Below are 17,774 nucleotides of genomic sequence, written 5' to 3'. Positions count from 1 at the left end.
CTACAGTTCCACCCGCGCGCCGGTTTCGGCCGACCGATAGGCGGCATGCGTTGCCCGGATCACCGGCAGATAGTCGCGGGCGCGGTTTTCCAGCGCCCCCTGCCCGCGCACCGCCGCCGCGACATGGGCGATCAGCGCCGCGACGCAGCCGCCGCCGAAACTGGAATCGTCCACCGGCGCGATCAGCGGCAATTCGCTCTCGAGCCGTTCCCCGAACCGCCGGAGCCACAGCCGCCCCGCCCCGTCGAGCCGAACGGCGCCGCCTTCGCCTTCGACCACCATCTCGCCCATGGTCCGGCGCGGGTTGTCGGTGGGGTGGTCGGCCAGCCGGTTGCCGTCGAATTCCGACCGCACTCCGCCGGCATGGGTCAGCAGCATCACGCCCGCATCCTCGCCCGCGATTACCGGGTTCAGGCGGGTCAGGTCGGCATAGACGGTCTCGATCTCGCCGAAGAGCCAGCGGAACAGGTCGATGAAATGCACCCCGGTTTCGTGGATCAAGAGCCGCGGCATGGTCCGAAAGGCGGGCTGGCGGTCGAGATAGGCGCGCGGCCCCCGCCCGTCGCCGGGGCGCAGCGCGAACCGGCATTGCCAGACACGCCCCAGACTGCCCGCGTCCAGAAACGCCTTCAAGGTGCGATACCAGGGCTGAAAGCGGAAGTTTTCGTGGATCACCAGATCGGCGCCGGCGGTCTCGGCGGCGGCAGTGACGGCCTCGGCCTCGGCCAGATCGCGGCAAAAGGGTTTCTGGCAGATAACGATGCGCCCCCGTTTCACGGCCATCCGAACCAGTTCCGCATGGGCGGGCGGCGGGGCCACGATGTCCACGATGTCGGGCGCCCGCGCCAGCAGGTCCGCCGCATCCGCGAACCCGGCCACGCCAAAGGTGTCGCGCGCCCAGCGGATGCGCGACGGGTCCAGATCGGTCACGCCGATGATCTCCACCCCGTCCAACCCTGCCCATGCCTGCAGATGAAAACGGCTGAAATAGCCCAGCCCGATTACGGCGACCTTCAGCGGTTTCACCTCAGACCTCCGTGGGAAAGCGGCGGCGGATCTCGGCCGCCTGATCGGACGACAGCGGCCGCGTCCTCATGCCCTGAAGCGCAAGGAACAGCCGGTCGGTTTCCTCCAGTTCCTCGGTCGCATTCACCGCATCGCGCAGAGTCCTGCCCGCCACCACGGGGCCGTGATTGGCCAGCAGAACGGCATGGTGGTCGCCGTCCATCTCGGCCACGGCGCGGGCAAGGTTGACATCGCCGGGCGGGAAATAGGGCACCAGCGGCAACCACCCCACCCGCATGACGTAACAGGCGGTCAGAGGCGGCAGCACGTCCGACGGGTCGATGTCGTGCAGGCAGCTGACCGCGACCGAATGGGTCGAATGCAGGTGCACCACGGCGCCCGCGCGGGGGCGCCGGTCATACATGGCCAGATGCAGGACCGCCTCCTTTGTGAGCGGGTCGCCTTCGACATGGACCCCGTCCGCGTCCAGCCGCGACAGGCGTGCGGGGTCGAGATCCCCCATCGTCGTGCCCGTCGGCGTCATCAGCCAGCCGTCGTCCAGCCGCACCGAGATGTTTCCCGACGCGCCGAAGGTCAGTCCGCGGTCATAGATCGACCAGGCCAGGCGCACGATGTCTTCTCTCAGCTTTGCTTCGCTCATCCCAGCACCTCGAAGGCCTTGGCAAGAAAATCCCTGCCCCCGAAATTCCCCGATTTCAGCGCCAGCGCCAGCGGCGGGCGCCCCAAGCTTTCGGTCCAGGGCACGCCGGGGGCGATCTCGGGACCGATGCGCATGGCGCGGACGCCCAGCGCCGACACCACAGCGCCCGAGGTTTCCCCGCCCGCGACGACCATCCGGGCAAACCCCGCATCGCGCAGCCGAACCGCCAATGCGCCCATCACGCCCTCCACCATCGCGCCGGCACGATCGACGCCGTATTTCGCCTGCGTCTCCGCCACCTCGTCCGGGGCGGCCGAGGCATGGATCAGCACCGGGCGGTCCGTCGGTTGCGCCGCGGCCCAATCGGCGAGGTCGCCCGCGACGTCGCGATCCTCGGCGATGAGGTTCACGTCGATCCGACGGCGAGGCCAGCCGGCAGGCGCCGCGGCGATCTGCGCGCGGGTTGCGGCCGAGCAGCTGCCCGCCAGCACCACGGCACGGCCCGCCACGCGCGGCATCGCCGGAGATCCGGTCGCGCCCAACAGGCCCTTGCTGCGGAAATTGTCGGGCAGCCCCATCGCTACCCCCGACCCGCCGGTGACCAGCGCGTGATCCGCCGCCGCCCGACCGATGCGGCGCAGATCGTCCTCGTCCAGCGCGTCCGCGACGCCATATCGCACGCCCTCGGCCCGTAGCGCATCGACGCGGGCACGGATCGCCCCCGCCCCCTGCCGCACCACCTGCCACGGGATCAGCCCCACCTTGTGCGGCGTCTGCGCCTGCAGCAGCCGGATCAGGCTGGCATCGCGCATCGGCGTCAGCGGATGGTCCTTCATCGGGCTGTCGGACAGCAGGTCGGCCCCCACGAACAGATGACCCTGATAGACCGTGCGCCCATTCGCCGGGAAGGCCGGGCAGACGATGGCGAAATCCGCCCCCAGCGCCTCTGCAAGGGCATCCGCGACAGGGCCGATATTACCGGTTGCGCGGGAATCGAAGGTCGAACAGTATTTCTGAACGATCTGCCGCGCCCCCTGCCCGCGCAGCCAGCGCAGCGCCGCAAGCGACTGCTCCACCGCCTGCGCCACCGGTGCGGTGCGGGACTTGAGCGCCACCACCACCGCCTGCGCATCGCCCACATCCGTTCCGGCATCGGGCACGCCGATCACCTGCACCGCGCGCATGCCCTGATTGACCAGCGTGTTGGCGAGATCCGTCGCGCCGGTGAAATCGTCCGCGATGGCCCCCAGAAGAACCGCCATCTCAGCCCCCCTCGAGCCGTGCGATTACCTCGGCCGTCACCGCCCGGGTGCCCATGTCGCCACCAAACTCCATCGGGCGGATCGCATTCGCGGCAAAGCCGTCCTCGACCGCGCGCTCGACCCGCGCGGCGGCGCGGGCAAAACGGTCGTTGCCGGACTTGTCGGCCAGATAGTCCAGCATCATCGCGCCGCTGAGGATCGCCGCCAGCGGGTTGGCCCTGTCCTGCCCCATGATGTCCGGCGCGCTGCCATGGGCGGGCTGAAACAGGCCGGTTTCGTCCCCGATCTCGGCGCAGGCGGCAAGCCCCATGCCGCCCACCAGCCCGCCGGCCAGATCGCTGAGGATGTCGCCGAACATGTTTTCGGTCACCATCACGTCAAAGTCCCAAGGGCGCCGCACGAGATCCAGCGCCATCGCGTCCACATAGTTGTATCCGGCCTCCACATCCGGATAGCGCGCGGCGATCTCGTCGAAGATCTTTCGGAAGAAGGCCATGGACGGGAACACGTTGGCCTTGTCCACGCAGGTCAACCGCCCCGGTCGGCCGCGGTCGCGCCGCTTGCGGGCGAGGCGAAAGCCGAAATCATGCAGCTTTTCGGTGGTCGCGCGGGTGATGCGCAGGGTTTCGCGCACCTCTTCGTCGCCGATGATCCGGCTGCGCCCATGCACGGCGGCGGAATAGAACAGTCCTTCGGTGGATTCGCGCAGGATCACCAGGTCGATACCGGCCGCGCGCGGATCGGCAAGCCGTTGCGGCGCGTTGGGCCAGGCCCGCACCGGGCGCACCCCGGCATAGAGCCCGAACCGGTCACGCAGGCGCAGATGCGGCGAGATCTCGGTGCCGTCCGCGTGCCTTACCGCCGGCAGGCCGATCGCGCCCAGAAAGATCGCATCCGCCGCGCCGGCGCGCTCTTCGCCGCGCGGTTCGATGTCGTGTCCGGTGTCGCGGAAATACCCGGCGCCGGCGTGGATCTCTTCCCAGCGCAAGACGCAGCCGCCTTCGGCCGCCACTGCCGCCTCGGCCACGGCCACCGCCGCACCGGCCACGTCCACCCCGATCCCGTCTCCCCGGATCAGCGCGATCCTTGCGGTTTCCGCCATTTCCTCCCCTTTCCGGCCAGCGTCACAGCTGCGGCTGGCCCATGCTCCGCAGGATCTCCAGCAACTCGCGCGCCGCCCGCTTGCGATGGGCGCGGAACACTCGCCGCGCGCCCTTGGCATCGCCCGCGCGCAGCCGTTCCAGCATTTCGCGATGTTCGCGGGTCGAGCGCACCGGCCGTTCGCGCAGCCGCAACGTCACCATCCGCGCCCGGTGCGCCTGATCGTAGAGCTGCGCGGCAAAGTCCCGCATCCGCCGGTTGCCGTGCAGGTCCAGCAGCGCGGTGTGAAACCGGTCGTCCGCCTCGGCCCAGGCCTCCAGGTCGTCGGCGGCCAGCGCGGCCTCCATGTCGTCGGTCGCCCTGACCAGCGGCGCCAATTCCGCCCGCGTGGCGCCGCGTTCGGCCACGCCCGCCGCGGCGTCCGGCTCCAGCGCGGTCAGGATCTCGTAGATCTCGCGCATGTCGTCCACCGAAACCGGCAGCACCCGCGCGCCCCGGCGGGGGATCAGCTCCACCAGTCCCTCGGCCTGCAGCTGGATCAGCGCCTCGCGCACCGGAGTGCGGCTCATGCCCATCCGGGCGGCGATTTCCGGTTCGGTCGCCTGGAAACCGGGGGGCAGCCGGTTGGCCCGGATTTCGGCCTTGAGCCGCCGGTACGCATCGCCCACGCGGGTTTCCCTTGTTTCCGTAGCGGCCAAGGCCCTCTCCACCATTCGCCGGGCATTGCCAAGGTGCTGCCCTGTCGATAATGAATACATTAATGCATCCATTAATCGCGCATTCGTGCCTTTGCAACCACAAAAATGCGCGCCCATCGGGGAGAAGCCGCATGACCCATCATTGGACCGTTCACGCCGTGAAATATGCCGAACGCAACACGCGGGTGCGCGGCGACAGTTTCATCTTCGACGACCACCCCGCCGAGCCGCACGGGATGGACTATTTCGTGTGGCTGCTGTCGGACGGGGCACGGCATATTCTGGTGGACACCGGCTATGACGCGGTCGAGGGTGCGCGGCGTGAGCGGCCGATCCTGCGCGATCCGGCCCGCGCGATCGAGCCGCTGGGCGTGACCGCCGAGGCGATCGACACCGTGATCATCACCCATCTGCACTATGACCACGCCGGGGGGCTGGACCGCTATCCCAACGCGACCTTCCACCTGCAGGCGGCGGAAATGGCCTATGCCACCGGCCCCTGCATGTGCCACCCCACCCTGCAGATGCCCTTTACCGCCGATCACGTCTGCGAGATGGTGCGCTGCGTCTATTCGGGCCGCGTGGTGTTTCACGACGGGTCGGGTCAGGTGACGCCGGGGGTGCGGGTGCACCGGATCGGCGGACATTCGCGGGGGCTGCAGGTGGTCGAGGTGGACACCGCGCACGGGCCGCTGTGCCTCGCCTCGGACGCGACGCATTACTACGAGAATTTCCTGCGCGGCAAACCTTTTCCCATCGTGGCGGACCTGCCGGACATGCTGGAGGGGTTTTCGACGCTGATCGGGCTGGGCGGCGGGCACCACCGCGTGATCCCCGGCCATGACCCGCTGGTGCGGCAGTATTTTCCGCAGGCCGACCAGGTGGACTTTGCCTGGCGGCTGGATCAAGGTCCGGTCGTGGACATTCCACGTTGAAGGGGGAAGACAATGCGCGTCCTGATCACGGGGGCGGCCGGCATGATCGGTCGCAAACTCACCGAATCCATCGTCCGACAGGGGCATCTGGGCGGGCGCGAGGTGACCGCGTTGGACCTGACGGACGTGGTCGCGCCCACGCCGCCCGAAGGCGCGCCGGAGGGGCTGCGCGAGGCCGCCGACATCTCGGCCCCCGACACCGCCGCGCGACTGATCGGACGGCGGCCGGACGTGATCGTGCACCTCGCCGCGATCCCCTCGGGCGGCGCCGAGGAGTTCTTCGAGAAAGGCTATGCGGTCAATTTCGACGGCACGCGTTTCCTGCTGGAGGCGATCCGGGCCGAAGGGCTGGCCGAGCCATACTGCCCCAAGGTGGTCTTTTCCTCCACCATCGCGGTGTTCGGGGCGCCGTTTCCCGACCGGATCGGGGACGAGTTCATCTGCGCGCCGCTGACCAGCTATGGCGCGCAGAAGGTGATGGGTGAGATGTTGGTCTGCGACTACACCCGGCGGGGTTTTCTCGACGGGATCGCGATCCGGCTGCCCACGATCTGCATCCGCCCCGGCAAGCCGAACCTTGCGGCGTCGGGGTTCTTTTCCAACATCCTGCGCGAGCCTCTGGCGGGTCGGCCCGCCAACCTGCCGGTGGCCGAGGACGTCCGGCACTGGTTCGCCTCGCCCCGCGCGGCGGTAGGGTTCATCCATCACGCGGTGGAGATGGACCTGACGCGCCTCGGCCCGCGCCGGGCGATCAACATGCCGGGACTTTCGGCCACGGTCACAGAAGAGATCGAGGCTTTGCGCCGGGTGGCCGGAGAAAAGGCGGTGGCGCTGATCACCCGCGAGCCGGACCCCGCGATCATCGAGATCGTCGCCGGCTGGCCGCGCGATTTCCACCCGCGCCGGGCGCTCGATCTGGGTTTCCGGGCCGAGCGCAGTTTCGACGAGATCATTCGCGCGCATATCGAGGACGAGCTGGGCGGAGAGATCCCGGTGAACGCTTGACGCCTGGCGGCCAAACCGGGCGATGAGATTTCGGATCGCTTGCGCGATCCGACCGGTGCGAGGGGGCGCCGCCCCCTCGCGCTCCCCCGGGGTATTTCGGACCAGAAAGAAGCAGGATCCCCGAGGAAACAAACAGGTATCGCGGGCAAAGCGGGACGGCTTTCGCACCGCAACACTGCCGTCATGGATCTGCGCGCGACGGCGCTTTCAGACCTCCTTCATCCCACGATAAAACCGGTTCCAGCTAGGAGAGACGAGGATCTCGTTGATGCAGACCCTTGGCGGCAGTTCGGCGACGAAGCGGACGCAGTTACCCAGATCCTCGGCCTGAAGCATGCGGGCCTGTTCGGCTGGGGACGGAGGATTGGGGCGCGACTTCAGGATGTCGGTCGCCACCTCGCCGGGCATGATTACGGTCGCGCGGATGCCGTGGCCGCCCTCTTCATCGTTGATCGTCTCGCCCAGCGCGATGACCGCGCGCTTGGTGGCGTTGTAGGCCGCACCGGTCAGGCGGCTGGCGTAGCGGCCGGCCCAGCTGGAGATCAGGATCACCTGGCCGCCACCGCGCACCCGCATGCCCTGCAGCACCTCGCGCACGGGATAGAAGATGCCGTTCAGATTGACGCCCACGACCTTGTCCCAGCCTTCGGGCGTGACGCGGTCGAGCGACCTGTCGGGCACGTTCAGCCCCGCGCTGGCAACGAGGATGTCCACGATCCCGATCTCGCGCACCGCCGTTGCCACGGCGGCCGCGTCCGACACGTCCACCGGCACGGCGCGCACCCGGCCGCCCGCCCGCGAAATCTCGTCGGCCACGGTCTCGAGCGGCTCGGAGCGCCGGCCAGACAGGATCACCTCGGCCCCCGCATCGGCCAGCGCCTTGGCGGCCGCCGCGCCGATGCCAGTGCCGCCGCCGGTGATCCAGGCCCGTTTGCCCGCAAGTTTCGTCATGTCTCCCTCCCGTTGGTGTCCACACCCATCGCGCGTCAGCGCGATGCCGTCCACGAAGTGGCAGAAGGCGTGCGCGCGCCAGCGCGCTCCTTTTGGTAGCGCCGGCGCGTGTTGACCGGCACGGTTTCGTGGAATCGCTCCGACCGGTCGCGACCGACCACGCGCCGCTTGCGCAGCAGAAAGATCTTGCCCCAGCCGCGCCAGGTCCCGACCGACGGCGCGTCGGGGTCGGTGTAGAACCGCGCCCGCCAATTGCCGGGCAGCGGCAGGTCGTGCGCTTCGGCCCGCTCCAGCATCCACACCAGCGGAATGTTGGCCAGGGGGCGCGCGGCCTCGAACCCGTCCAGCATGCCGCCCACATCGCCATGCGCGCCGCGGAACCAGACCTGCTCGACCCGGCCCTGCCAGTCGGGCGGACATTCCCACAGGATCGGATCGAACACCTCGCGCGTCTCGTCCAGCGCCAGCGCGTGATAGCCGTTGCGAATGTGACGCCCAAGGCGGTGATTGTGAAAGGCGTGCTTTTCCTCGGCCCAGCGCCAGACTATGGGCAGCCGCAGCCCCAGCGCCTTGACCGTGTCCCAGACCCCGATCATCTCGATCGGCACGTCCTCGTGGCAATGGGCACGGGAAAATACGCGCGCCGAGGGGCTGGCCGGATCGTTCTCGTAATGGCGATAAAGCGCGAGAATATTGCGTTCTGTTGCGTGCTCGGGGCGCAGCAGCCCGAGTTCGTTGATCACCCCGGCCAGCGAGCGCACCGCATAGGCACCGCGCGAATAGCCGAACAGAAAGATCCGGTCGCCGGGCTTGTAGCGGGAGGCGAGATAGCCGTAGGCGCGGCGGATCTGACGGTTTATGCCACGCCCCATGATCACGTCCAGCGTGCCGCCCAGGCCGTCCCACTGCACGCCGGCCTCGTAATAGACCGACACTTTCGCACCCATCTCGCGGCACAACCGGAACAGGATCCCGGCATTGGATTCATAGCCGGGCGTCAGCGTGGACATGGTGCCATCCAGAATGATTACATGGGTTTGCGGCCGCCTGTGACGGGTCTCGGGCGAATGTTCCGCGCTCAGCGGTCGTCCAAGCCATCCCAGAAGTTTCCTATGCAGCCGTCGCAGTGGCATCCTTCAACAAGTCCCATACCCTTTGCGGCGTGAACGGCATGTCCACCTGCCGCACCCCGCGCGGCCAGAGCGCATCCTGAACGGCGTTGGCCACCGCGGCCAGTGCCCCGACCGTTCCGGCCTCGCCACAGCCTTTCATCCCCATCGGGTTGGCCGTGGACGGCACGGGAACGGGGGTGAATCCAATCATGGGCACGTCACCGGCCCGGGGCAAGGCATAGTCCATGAAGGAACCGGTCAGGAGTTGCCCGTCCGCATCGAACACGACCCGTTCGCAGAGCGCCTGGCCGACCCCCTGCACCACGCCGCCATGCACTTGGCCCTCGGCCAGCATCGGGTTGATGAGGTTGCCGAAATCGTCCGCCACGGTGTAGCGGTCCACTCGCACCGTGCCGGTTTCGGGATCCACCACCACCTCGGCCAGATGGGCGCCGTTGGGATAGCTGCGCCCAGGCAGCGTCGCGCGCGCCTCGTGCACCAGCAGATCGGCCCGGCCGTCGGCGCGGGCCATCTCGGCCGCCTCCAGAAAGGTCGGCGTCACGTTCGACCCCGGCGCGCGGAAGGTTTCGTCGTCAAAGGTCACGGCCTCGGGTTCGACGCCCATCTTCTCGGCCAGGTAGGGCACGAAGGCCTCGACCATCTTGCCAACCGTGGCCAGCGTCGCGTTGCTTTGCGTGGTGACCGAACGCGACCCCCCGGTGCCGCCGCCCTGCGCGATGCGGTCGCTGTCGCCCTGCACCACGCGGATGCGGTCGGCGGGGATGCCGGTCTGGTCGGACAGGAACCGGGCATAAACCGTTTCATGCCCTTGCCCGTTCGACTGCGTGCCGACATAGAGATTAACGCTGCCATCCTCGCAGAACTCGACCTTTGCGCCTTCGGAAGGATCGCCCAGGATGCTTTCGATATAGTAACTGGCGCCCAGCCCCCGCAGCAGGCCCCGCGCCGCGTCCGCCGCCCGCCGGGCGGGGAACCCCGCCAGGTCGGCCCGTTCCACCGCGCGGTCCAGCACACGGTTGAAATCGCCCACGTCATAGGTTTCACCCGTCGCGGACTGATAGGGAAAGGCATCGGCGGGTATGAAATTGCGCCGCCGCAGCTCCAGCGGATCCACGCCCAGTTCGCGCGCGGCCCGGTCCATGACGCGTTCCAGCACATAGATCGCCTCCGGTCTTCCGGCGCCGCGATAGGCGTCCACCTGCGTGGTGTTGGTATAGATCCCCTCGACCCGCATCCATACGGTGCGAATGTCGTAGACCCCGGTCAGCACGCGGGAAAACAGCATGGTCTGGATCATCTGCCCGAATTGCGAGTTGTAGGCGCCCAGGTTGCAGCGCGTGTGCACGCGATAGGCGGTGATCCGGTTGTCGCCGTCAAAGGCCAGCTCGGCCCGCGTCACCAGATCGCGCGCGCCATTGTCAGCCAGCATCGATTCCGACCGGTCCGCGATCCAGCGCACCGGTCGGCCCAGCGCGCGGGCGGCATGCGCGACGACGAAATATTCCGGGTAGGCAAAGGCCTTCATCCCGAACCCGCCGCCCACGTCCGGCGTGGTCACGCGCACCTGTTCCGGCTCCAGGCCGAATTTCTCGGCCAGTTGCGCCTTGACGCCCCAGACCCCCTGCCCGCCATAGCACAGGTGCAGCCGCTGCCCGTCCCATTCGGCGAAACAGCCGCGCGGCTCCAGCGCGCTGACCATCACGCGGTTGTCCACCACGTCAAGGCTCACCACCCGCTCCGCCGCGTCAAAGGCGGCCTGCGTGGCCGCTTCGTCGCCCAGGCCCCAGTCAAAGGCGCGGTTGTCCGGGGCCTCGGGGTGAATGGCCGGCCCTCCAGGGGCAAGGTCCAGCTTGACCGGCAGATCGTCGATCTCCAGCGCCACCAGTTCGGCCGCATCGCGGGCCTGTTCGGGGGTCTCGGCGATGATGGCGGCGATGGCCTCGCCGACGAACCGCACGCGATCCCGCGCCAGCATCGGTCGCTCCGGCGCGGCACCGGGGGTGCCGTCCCGGTTCTGCTGGGTGACCGCCGTCATGGCGACGTCGATGCCCGCGGCCTCGAGTTCCGCCAGCGTCAGCACCAGATGCACGCCGGGGGCGGCGCGAGCCGTGTCCACGTCCAGCGCGGTGATAACCCCGTGCGCCACGGGACTGCGCAGGAAATACGCGCACAGCGCCCCGCGCGGCGCGATGTCGTCCACGAAACGGCCCCGCCCGGTCAGGAACCGGAGATCCTCGACCCGCTTGACCGGCTGGCTTTTCCCGAACTTCTCCATCGCGCGCCTCCCCCGTTAACCTGTTCAGCGTCTCAGGGTAACGCGCGGGCGGTCAATGTCCAGTGAGGCGCAGAACCGTCGCTACGTCACGCAGCCCGTAGCCGTTGAACCGGGTGGACATGGCCACCGAATAGGCCCCCATCCCGTCGAACAGGACATGGTCGCCGGGCTGCGCGTCCTCGGGCAGCGGCAGCCCGTCCGGCAGACGGTCGAGGCTGTCGCAGGTCGGTCCGAACACGACGCGCGGCACCGGCCGGCCGCGTCGGGGCGCGCCGTCAGGCGACAGAACCCGCACCCGACCCGTCAGCCCCATGTCGCGCAGGTCCACCAGCCCGCCATAGATCCCGTCATTGAGGAACACCACACGCCCGCCGTCGCGCACCGCCTTGATCCGGGCGGCCAGCGTGAAAGCCTCGGCCACCATGGCGCGGCCCGGCTCGCACACCAGCTGCGGCGCGTCCCCGCCAAAGGCGCGGGCCGTGGCGCGGGCGATCGCGTCGAACACCTCTTCCAGCTTCTGCGGCACCCCGTGCCGATCGGCGGCAAAGCCTCCGCCCACGTTCAGCCGTGCGATGCGCACTCCGGCGCGGGCGGCGATCCGGGCGGCCTCTTCGATACAGGCGACCCAGGCTTGCGGGTTCTCGCACTGCGTGCCGGGATGGAACGTCAGTGCCGGGGTCCAGCCCTCCATCGCCACCTTGCGCAGGAGCGCGGCAGCCGTCTCCGGGTCCGCCCCGAACTTGTCGCCGAAATGGTAGGCCGCGCCCTCCACCGGCAGAGCAAAGCGCACCGCCACCTCGCAGCTGCGCGGCACGGCGGCGAGTTTCTCCAGCTCGCCCGCCTCGTCCACCGACCAGCTGGCCACGCCCAGCGCGATGCCGGTCTCGATCTCCGAGAGCATCCGGACCGGGTTGTTGTAATGCAGCGTCGCAGCCGGGTTCGCCGCGCGCACCGACCGCATCTCGGCCGGCGAGGCCACGTCAAAGGCGGTGATCCCCGCCGCGATCAGGTTCTCCAGCACTTCGGGGCGGTCATTGGCCTTGACCGCATAGGTGACCCGGCCCGGAAAGCCCCGGATGAACCGCCGCGCCGTCGCCTCCAGCACATGGGGCGCAAACAGCAGCACCGGATGATCGGGGCGCAGGCGCGTCAGATAGGCTGCGGGATCGGCAAAGGGACCGGCGGGATACTGCATCGGAAACCTCGTCTGTTCGCGTGTTGCCCCATGATCGGCATTCCAGGTGTCGATTTCGCGCACCAGTTCGGCTAAATCAGAGTCAAATTTCGTCAGAATGCCGATTCACTCATGCAGATCGATGCCACAGACCGCCAGCTGCTGGGGCTGCTCCGCGAAAACGCCCGCGCCCCAGTAGCCGAGCTTGCCCGCAGGCTGGGGCTGGCCCGCACCACGGTTCAGGCCCGGATCGACCGGCTGGAACAGGGGGGCGTGATCGCGGGCTACACCCTGCGCGAAGGCACGCGGCTGCGCGCACCACTTCAGGCGACGGTTCTGGTTTCGATCGAACCCCGATCCGGCCCGGCGGTGCTGGCGCGGCTGAAATCCCTGCCCGGTGTCGAGGTGGTGCACACGACCTCGGGCCGGTTCGACCTGCTGGTGCAGGTATCGGCCGGAACCACCACGGAACTGGACGACACGCTGGACCGCATCGGCGAGGCCCGCGGCGTGCGCTCCTCCGAAAGCCTCATCCATCTGGCGACCAAGCTCGACCGCACTGGACAGCGCTAGGCCGCCGCGCGGAACCGGGCGGACGGGCGGATCACGCCGACGCGCCGGCGAGCCGTTCCATGCGCGCCTGGCGCAGGCGGGCAAAGTCGTCGCCGGCATGGTAGGACGACCGGGTCAGCGGCGTGGCGGACACCATCAGAAAGCCCTTGCCATAGGCCGCCTTTTCATAGGCCGCGAATTCCTCGGGCGTGACGAAACGATCCACGGCGTGATGCTTGGGCGTGGGTTGCAGATACTGGCCGATGGTCAGGAAATCCACATCCGCCGCGCGCATGTCGTCCATCACCTGAAGCACCTGCTGGCGGGTTTCGCCCAGGCCCACCATGATGCCCGATTTGGTAAAGATCGACGGGTCCAGTTCCTTGACCCGCTGCAACAGCCGCAGCGAGTGGAAATAGCGCGCGCCGGGGCGCACCTCGGGATAGAGGCCGGGGACGGTTTCTAGATTGTGGTTGAACACGTCCGGTTTCGCCGCCACCACGGTTTCCAGCGCCGACGGCGCGCATTTCAGAAAGTCGGGCGTCAGGATCTCGATCGTGGTGCCGGGCGAACGGTGGCGCACCGCGCGGATCGTCTGGGCGAAGTGCTCCGCGCCGCCGTCTTCGAGGTCGTCGCGGTCCACGCTGGTGATGACGACATGTTTCAGCCCCAGCTTTTCCACGGCCTGCGCCACCCGGCCGGGTTCGAACGCATCGAGCGCGTCGGGCTTGCCGGTGGCGATGTTGCAGAATGTGCAGCCGCGGGTGCAGATCTCGCCCATGATCATCATGGTGGCGTGGCGCTGCGACCAGCATTCGCCGACATTGGGACAGCCGGCCTCTTCGCAGACGGTGACCAGCCCGTTGTCGCGCATGATGCGATGGGTTTCGGCGTAAGCCTTGCCGCCCGGCGCGCGGACGCGGATCCAGTCGGGCTTTTTCGGCTGGGCGTTGTCTGGCCGGTGCGCCTTTTCGGGGTGACGCTGTTCGGGGATCTTCAGATCGCGCGGACGCATGGGCGGTCGACTCCGTCGGTGGTTCGTGCCTCACCTAACGAAAATGCGCCCGCCTGTCCAATCATGTGCGCTCAATCCCGGCCTGCATCTGCCGCATGGGCCAGAAGCTCGCCCGCCGCGTCGCGCAGGATCTCCGCCAGCTCTCGCATCCAGCCGTCATCCTGGCTGGAAGCGCGGCGGACGAGCGCCACCGTGCGCGAGGGTTCCGGGTCGGAAAAGCGCCGCAGGCGCAGCGCGGGCGCGGCGGCGGTTTCGGTCCTGACGGCGATCTCGGGCAGGAAGGTCAGGCCGAAGCCCTCGGCCACCAGCCCGCACAGCGTGGACAGCGAGGAGGCGCCCAGATCGACCCGCATCGGACGGTTGGCCAGGCCGCAGACGGCCTCGAGCGCCTGGTCGGCCAGGCAGTGGCCTTCGTCGAGCAGCAGAAGCTGGTCCAGCGGCACCTGCGCGGGCGACCGCGCGGCGCGCACCATCGCCAGACGGGATTCGGAGCCGGCCAGCAGAAAGCGGTCCGTGAACAGCGGCTCGGCCACCATCCCGGAGCGCGGCACGGGCAAGGCGATGACGATGGCATCCAGCCGGCCGTCGCCCAGATCTTCCACCAGCCGCGCGGTCTGGGCTTCGCGCACGCGGATGTCCAGCGTCACGTCGCGCGTTTTGAGGCGCGTCAGTGCCAGCGGCAGAAGATAGGGCGCGATGGTCGGGATAACGCCCAACGACACCCGCCCGGTCAGCCCGCGTTGCAAACGGACCGCCTGTTCGGCATCGCTGAGATCGCCCAGAATCGCCCGCGCGCGTTCCAGCAGCACCTGCCCCGCGCGGGTCAGCCTTATGTCGCGCGGGAGCCGCTCGACCAGCGAAACACCGAGATTGGCCTCCAGTTCCTTGATCTGCTGGGACAGTGCGGGCTGGGTGACATGCACCCGCCGGGCGGCCAGCCCGAACGAGCGCGCCTCGGCCAGCGCCACGAAATAGGACAGTTGGCGGATCGTCATTGTCATAAGTTTTTCTTATCACAATCACGGGAATTTACAATTTCCATTTATCGTCCATCTCGGTCATGCTGTGGGCAGGAAAGCGCACCAATGGGAGAAGCAAAGATGGATGGCACCACCCCCGCTGCCGGGCAATGCCCGGTCGTTCACACCGCCGCGCGGCGCGTCCGCAACAACCTCGACTGGTGGCCGAACCAGCTGAACCTGAAGATCCTGCACCAGAACTCGGAGAAATCCGATCCGATGGGGCGGGATTTCAACTATGCCGAAGAATTCGCCAAGCTCGACTATGACGCGCTCAAGGCCGATCTGCGGGCGCTGATGACCGACAGCCAGGACTGGTGGCCGGCCGATTACGGCCATTACGGCGGGCTGTTCATCCGCATGGCCTGGCACAGCGCGGGCACCTATCGCGTGTCGGACGGGCGCGGCGGCGGCGGCACCGGGCAGCAGCGATTCGCCCCGCTCAACAGCTGGCCGGACAACGGCAACCTGGACAAGGCCCGCCGCCTGCTGTGGCCGATCAAGAAGAAATACGGCAACCGGATCAGCTGGGCCGACCTGATGATCCTGGCCGGCAATGTGGCGATCGAATCGATGGGCGGGCCGACCTTCGGCTTTGCCGGCGGGCGCGCCGACGTTTGGGAGCCCGAGGAAGACACCTATTGGGGCATGGAATCGGAATGGCTGGCCACCTCCGACGCCGAAAACAGCCGCTATCACGGCAATCGCGAGCTGGAAAACCCGCTGGCGGCGGTGCAGATGGGGCTGATCTACGTCAATCCCGAAGGCCCCGACGGCCAGCCCGACATCCTGGCCGCGGCGAAGGACGTGCGCGAAACCTTTGCCCGGATGGCGATGAATGACGAAGAAACCGTGGCGCTGGTCGCGGGTGGGCATACCTTCGGCAAGGCGCATGGCGCGGGCGACCCTGCACTTGTGGGCCCCGAACCCGAGGCCGCGCCGATGGAGCAGATGGGACTGGGCTGGAAGAACGCCCATGGCACCGGCAAGGGCGACGACACCACCACCAGCGGGATCGAGGGCCCCTGGACCGCGAACCCGACGCAGTGGGACATGGGCTATTTCGACCTGCTGTTCGGCTATGAATGGAACCTGACCAAGAGCCCCGCCGGCGCCTGGCAATGGGAACCCGTCGCGCCCGCCGAGGACGACATGGCGCCTGCCGCGCATGATCCGTCGCGCAAGGTGACGACCATGATGACCACGGCGGACATGACGCTGCGGATCGACCCGGAATATCGCAAGATCGCGAAGCGGTTCCATGAAAACCCCGATCAGTTCGCCGAAGCCTTCGCACGGGCCTGGTTCAAGCTGACCCACCGCGACATGGGACCGAAATCCCGCTACCTGGGCCCCGAAGTGCCGGACGAAGACCTGATCTGGCAGGATCCGATCCCGGCCTCGGAAACCGATCTGACCGATGCGGACGTGGCCGATCTCAAGGCGCGAATCCTGGACTCGGGCCTGTCGGTGCAGGATCTGGTCAAGACCGCCTGGGCCTCGGCCTCGACCTTCCGCGGCTCGGACATGCGCGGGGGCGCGAATGGCGCGCGGATCAGGCTGGAGCCGATGCGCAGCTGGGAAGTGAACGAACCCGAAGAGCTGGAGCGCATCCTCGGCGTTCTGGAAGAGGTGCGCGCGGCATTCGGCAAGCCGGTGTCGATCGCCGACACGATCGTGATCGGCGGCGCCGCGGCGATCGAGAAGGCCGCGCGGGATGCCGGGCATGAGGTTACGGTCGATTGCACACTTGGCCGGGGCGATGCGACGCAGGAGATGACGGATGTGGACAGCATCAACCACTTGCGACCGCTGGCCGACGGGTTCCGCAACTGGCAGCCCAGGGAATACGCAATGTCGACCGAAGAACTGCTGGTGGACAAGGCGCAGCTTCTGGGACTGACCGCGCCCGAGATGACCGCGTTGGTGGGCGGCATGCGGGCGCTGGGGGCCAATCACGGCGGCTCGGCGCATGGCGTGTTCACCGACCGGGTCGGGCAGCTGACCAACGATTTCTTCGTCAACCTCACCGACATGGGCACCGAGTGGTCCGACAATGGCGATGGCACCTTTTCCGGCCGCGACCGGGCGTCGGGGGCCGAGAAATGGACCGCGACGCGGGCCGATCTGGTGTTCGGCTCCAACTCGCAGCTGCGGGCCCTGGCCGAGGTCTATGCTCAGGACGACAATCGCGAAAAGTTCGTCCACGACTTCGTCGCCGCTTGGAACAAGGTAATGAACGCCGACCGGTTTGACCTGAACTGACGCCCACAACCGGGCAACCGGGGGCCGCGGCGCCGCGCGCGCTGCGGCCCTTTTTCACGTCCCTCATTTTCGCGTTGCAGCGCGTTTGGAATCATTCTAAACAGCCACGGCGAGCGGGATCGGGCGCCATCCGATTCCGGAAATGACCCAAGGAAACGAGGTAGATATCATGAAGGCTGGTGTGCGCGTTCCCGACGTGACCTTCAAGACCCGCGTGCGCGATGAAAGCGTGGGCGGCCCCAACCCCTATCGCTGGCAGGACATGACCACGGCGGACTATTTCGCCGGCAAGCGCGTCGTGCTGTTCTCGCTGCCCGGCGCATTCACGCCGACCTGCTCGACCTACCAGCTGCCCGGCTATGAAAAGAACCATGCCCGTTTCAAGGAACTGGGCATCGACGAAATCTATTGCATGTCGGTGAACGACAGCTTCGTCATGAACGCCTGGGCGCGCGACCAGAAGCTGGAAAACGTCAAGGTGATCCCCGACGGGTCGGGCACCTTCACCCGCCTGATGGGCATGCTGGTGGCCAAGGACAACCTCGGCTTCGGCTACCGGTCGTGGCGTTACGCCGCCATCGTCAACGACGGCGTGATCGAAGCCTGGTTCGAGGAACCCGGCCGCGAGGACAACCACGGCGAAGATCCCTATGGCGAATCCTCGCCCGAAAACGTCCTGAAGTATCTCGAGTCGGTTTCCGTCGAAACCGCTTCCTGAGATCC

The 17,774-nt window shown here is 67.9% G+C and carries 16 protein-coding genes; 5 read left to right on the top strand and 11 right to left on the bottom strand.

Annotation, left to right across the window (positions count from 1 at the left end; translation table 11 throughout):
• From C4S70_RS00545 to C4S70_RS00525, 5 genes are read right to left on the bottom strand one after another with little or no spacing between them, the layout of a single operon-like run.
• Nucleotides 1-1,026 carry a Gfo/Idh/MocA family protein gene (locus C4S70_RS00545; protein ID WP_104006160.1) on the bottom strand — a complete coding sequence of 342 codons (1,026 nt, stop codon included), beginning with the start codon at nucleotides 1,024-1,026 and terminating at the stop codon, nucleotides 1-3.
• A 1-nt stretch (nucleotide 1,027) separates the two neighbouring features.
• Entirely contained in the window at nucleotides 1,028-1,666 is a 639-nt protein-coding gene (otnC, locus tag C4S70_RS00540) for a 3-oxo-tetronate 4-phosphate decarboxylase (RefSeq protein WP_104006159.1), read from the bottom strand.
• Nucleotides 1,663-2,928: a 3-oxo-tetronate kinase gene (gene otnK / locus C4S70_RS00535; protein WP_104006158.1), complete on the bottom strand. Its 1,266-nt coding sequence runs from the start codon at nucleotides 2,926-2,928 to the stop codon at nucleotides 1,663-1,665. Before otnK ends, otnC begins: the two co-directional genes overlap by 4 nt.
• Nucleotide 2,929: 1 nt before the next feature.
• Nucleotides 2,930-4,030, bottom strand: coding sequence for an isocitrate/isopropylmalate dehydrogenase family protein (locus tag C4S70_RS00530; RefSeq protein ID WP_104006157.1), 1,101 nt, complete (start codon nucleotides 4,028-4,030; stop codon nucleotides 2,930-2,932).
• Nucleotides 4,031-4,052: 22 nt separating this feature from the next.
• On the bottom strand, nucleotides 4,053-4,727 hold the full coding sequence (locus C4S70_RS00525; RefSeq protein WP_200822698.1) for a GntR family transcriptional regulator: 675 nt from the start codon (nucleotides 4,725-4,727) through the stop codon (nucleotides 4,053-4,055).
• Nucleotides 4,728-4,858: 131 nt separating this feature from the next.
• Here C4S70_RS00525 and C4S70_RS00520 point away from each other — a divergent pair, with 131 nt between their 5' ends.
• Together C4S70_RS00520 and denD are read left to right on the top strand one after the other, a co-directional pair.
• On the top strand, nucleotides 4,859-5,662 hold the full coding sequence (locus C4S70_RS00520) for an N-acyl homoserine lactonase family protein (RefSeq protein ID WP_104006155.1): 804 nt from the start codon (nucleotides 4,859-4,861) through the stop codon (nucleotides 5,660-5,662).
• Nucleotides 5,663-5,674: 12 nt separating this feature from the next.
• Nucleotides 5,675-6,667 carry a D-erythronate dehydrogenase gene (gene denD / locus C4S70_RS00515; protein WP_104006154.1) on the top strand — a complete coding sequence of 331 codons (993 nt, stop codon included), beginning with the start codon at nucleotides 5,675-5,677 and terminating at the stop codon, nucleotides 6,665-6,667.
• A 207-nt stretch (nucleotides 6,668-6,874) separates the two neighbouring features.
• Here the strand turns inward: denD and C4S70_RS00510 are convergent, their stop codons facing one another.
• The 4 genes from C4S70_RS00510 to C4S70_RS00495 are packed head-to-tail and all read right to left on the bottom strand — an operon-like array spanning nucleotide 6,875 to nucleotide 12,221.
• Nucleotides 6,875-7,618, bottom strand: a complete 744-nt coding sequence (locus C4S70_RS00510) for an SDR family oxidoreductase (RefSeq protein WP_104006153.1) — start codon at nucleotides 7,616-7,618, stop codon at nucleotides 6,875-6,877.
• Between the two features lie 35 nt (nucleotides 7,619-7,653).
• Complete coding sequence (locus tag C4S70_RS00505; protein WP_104006152.1) at nucleotides 7,654-8,751, bottom strand: DUF2235 domain-containing protein; 1,098 nt, start codon at nucleotides 8,749-8,751, stop codon at nucleotides 7,654-7,656.
• A complete protein-coding gene (locus C4S70_RS00500; RefSeq protein WP_104006151.1) occupies nucleotides 8,729-11,026 on the bottom strand; it encodes a xanthine dehydrogenase family protein molybdopterin-binding subunit in 2,298 nt (765 codons plus the stop codon). The genes C4S70_RS00505 and C4S70_RS00500 overlap by 23 nt, the downstream gene beginning before the upstream one ends.
• 52 nt (nucleotides 11,027-11,078) lie before the next feature.
• Nucleotides 11,079-12,221: a type III PLP-dependent enzyme gene (locus tag C4S70_RS00495; protein WP_104006639.1), complete on the bottom strand. Its 1,143-nt coding sequence runs from the start codon at nucleotides 12,219-12,221 to the stop codon at nucleotides 11,079-11,081.
• 111 nt (nucleotides 12,222-12,332) lie between these two features.
• On the opposite strand from C4S70_RS00495, the gene C4S70_RS00490 reads away from it, so the two are divergent.
• Nucleotides 12,333-12,773: an Lrp/AsnC family transcriptional regulator gene (locus C4S70_RS00490; RefSeq protein WP_104006150.1), complete on the top strand. Its 441-nt coding sequence runs from the start codon at nucleotides 12,333-12,335 to the stop codon at nucleotides 12,771-12,773.
• Nucleotides 12,774-12,804: 31 nt separating this feature from the next.
• On the opposite strand, the gene lipA is transcribed toward C4S70_RS00490, so the two are convergent.
• The gene (gene lipA, locus C4S70_RS00485; protein ID WP_104006149.1) at nucleotides 12,805-13,767 is read right to left on the bottom strand and encodes a lipoyl synthase; all 963 of its coding nucleotides are present in this window, start codon (nucleotides 13,765-13,767) and stop codon (nucleotides 12,805-12,807) included.
• Nucleotides 13,768-13,838: 71 nt separating this feature from the next.
• Entirely contained in the window at nucleotides 13,839-14,768 is a 930-nt protein-coding gene (locus tag C4S70_RS00480) for a hydrogen peroxide-inducible genes activator (protein WP_104006148.1), read from the bottom strand.
• Nucleotides 14,769-14,867: 99 nt separating this feature from the next.
• Between C4S70_RS00480 and katG the strand changes: the two genes are divergently transcribed.
• Nucleotides 14,868-17,051, top strand: a complete 2,184-nt coding sequence (gene katG, locus C4S70_RS00475) for a catalase/peroxidase HPI (protein ID WP_104006638.1) — start codon at nucleotides 14,868-14,870, stop codon at nucleotides 17,049-17,051.
• Nucleotides 17,052-17,220: 169 nt separating this feature from the next.
• Nucleotides 17,221-17,769 carry a peroxiredoxin gene (locus C4S70_RS00470; RefSeq protein WP_104006147.1) on the top strand — a complete coding sequence of 183 codons (549 nt, stop codon included), beginning with the start codon at nucleotides 17,221-17,223 and terminating at the stop codon, nucleotides 17,767-17,769.
• The last annotated feature ends 5 nt before the right edge of the window (nucleotides 17,770-17,774 follow it).

Source organism: Jhaorihella thermophila, assembly GCF_900108275.1.
GTDB classification, from domain to species: Bacteria; Pseudomonadota; Alphaproteobacteria; order Rhodobacterales; family Rhodobacteraceae; genus Jhaorihella; species Jhaorihella thermophila.
This window is presented reverse-complemented; position numbering and strand designations above follow the sequence as displayed.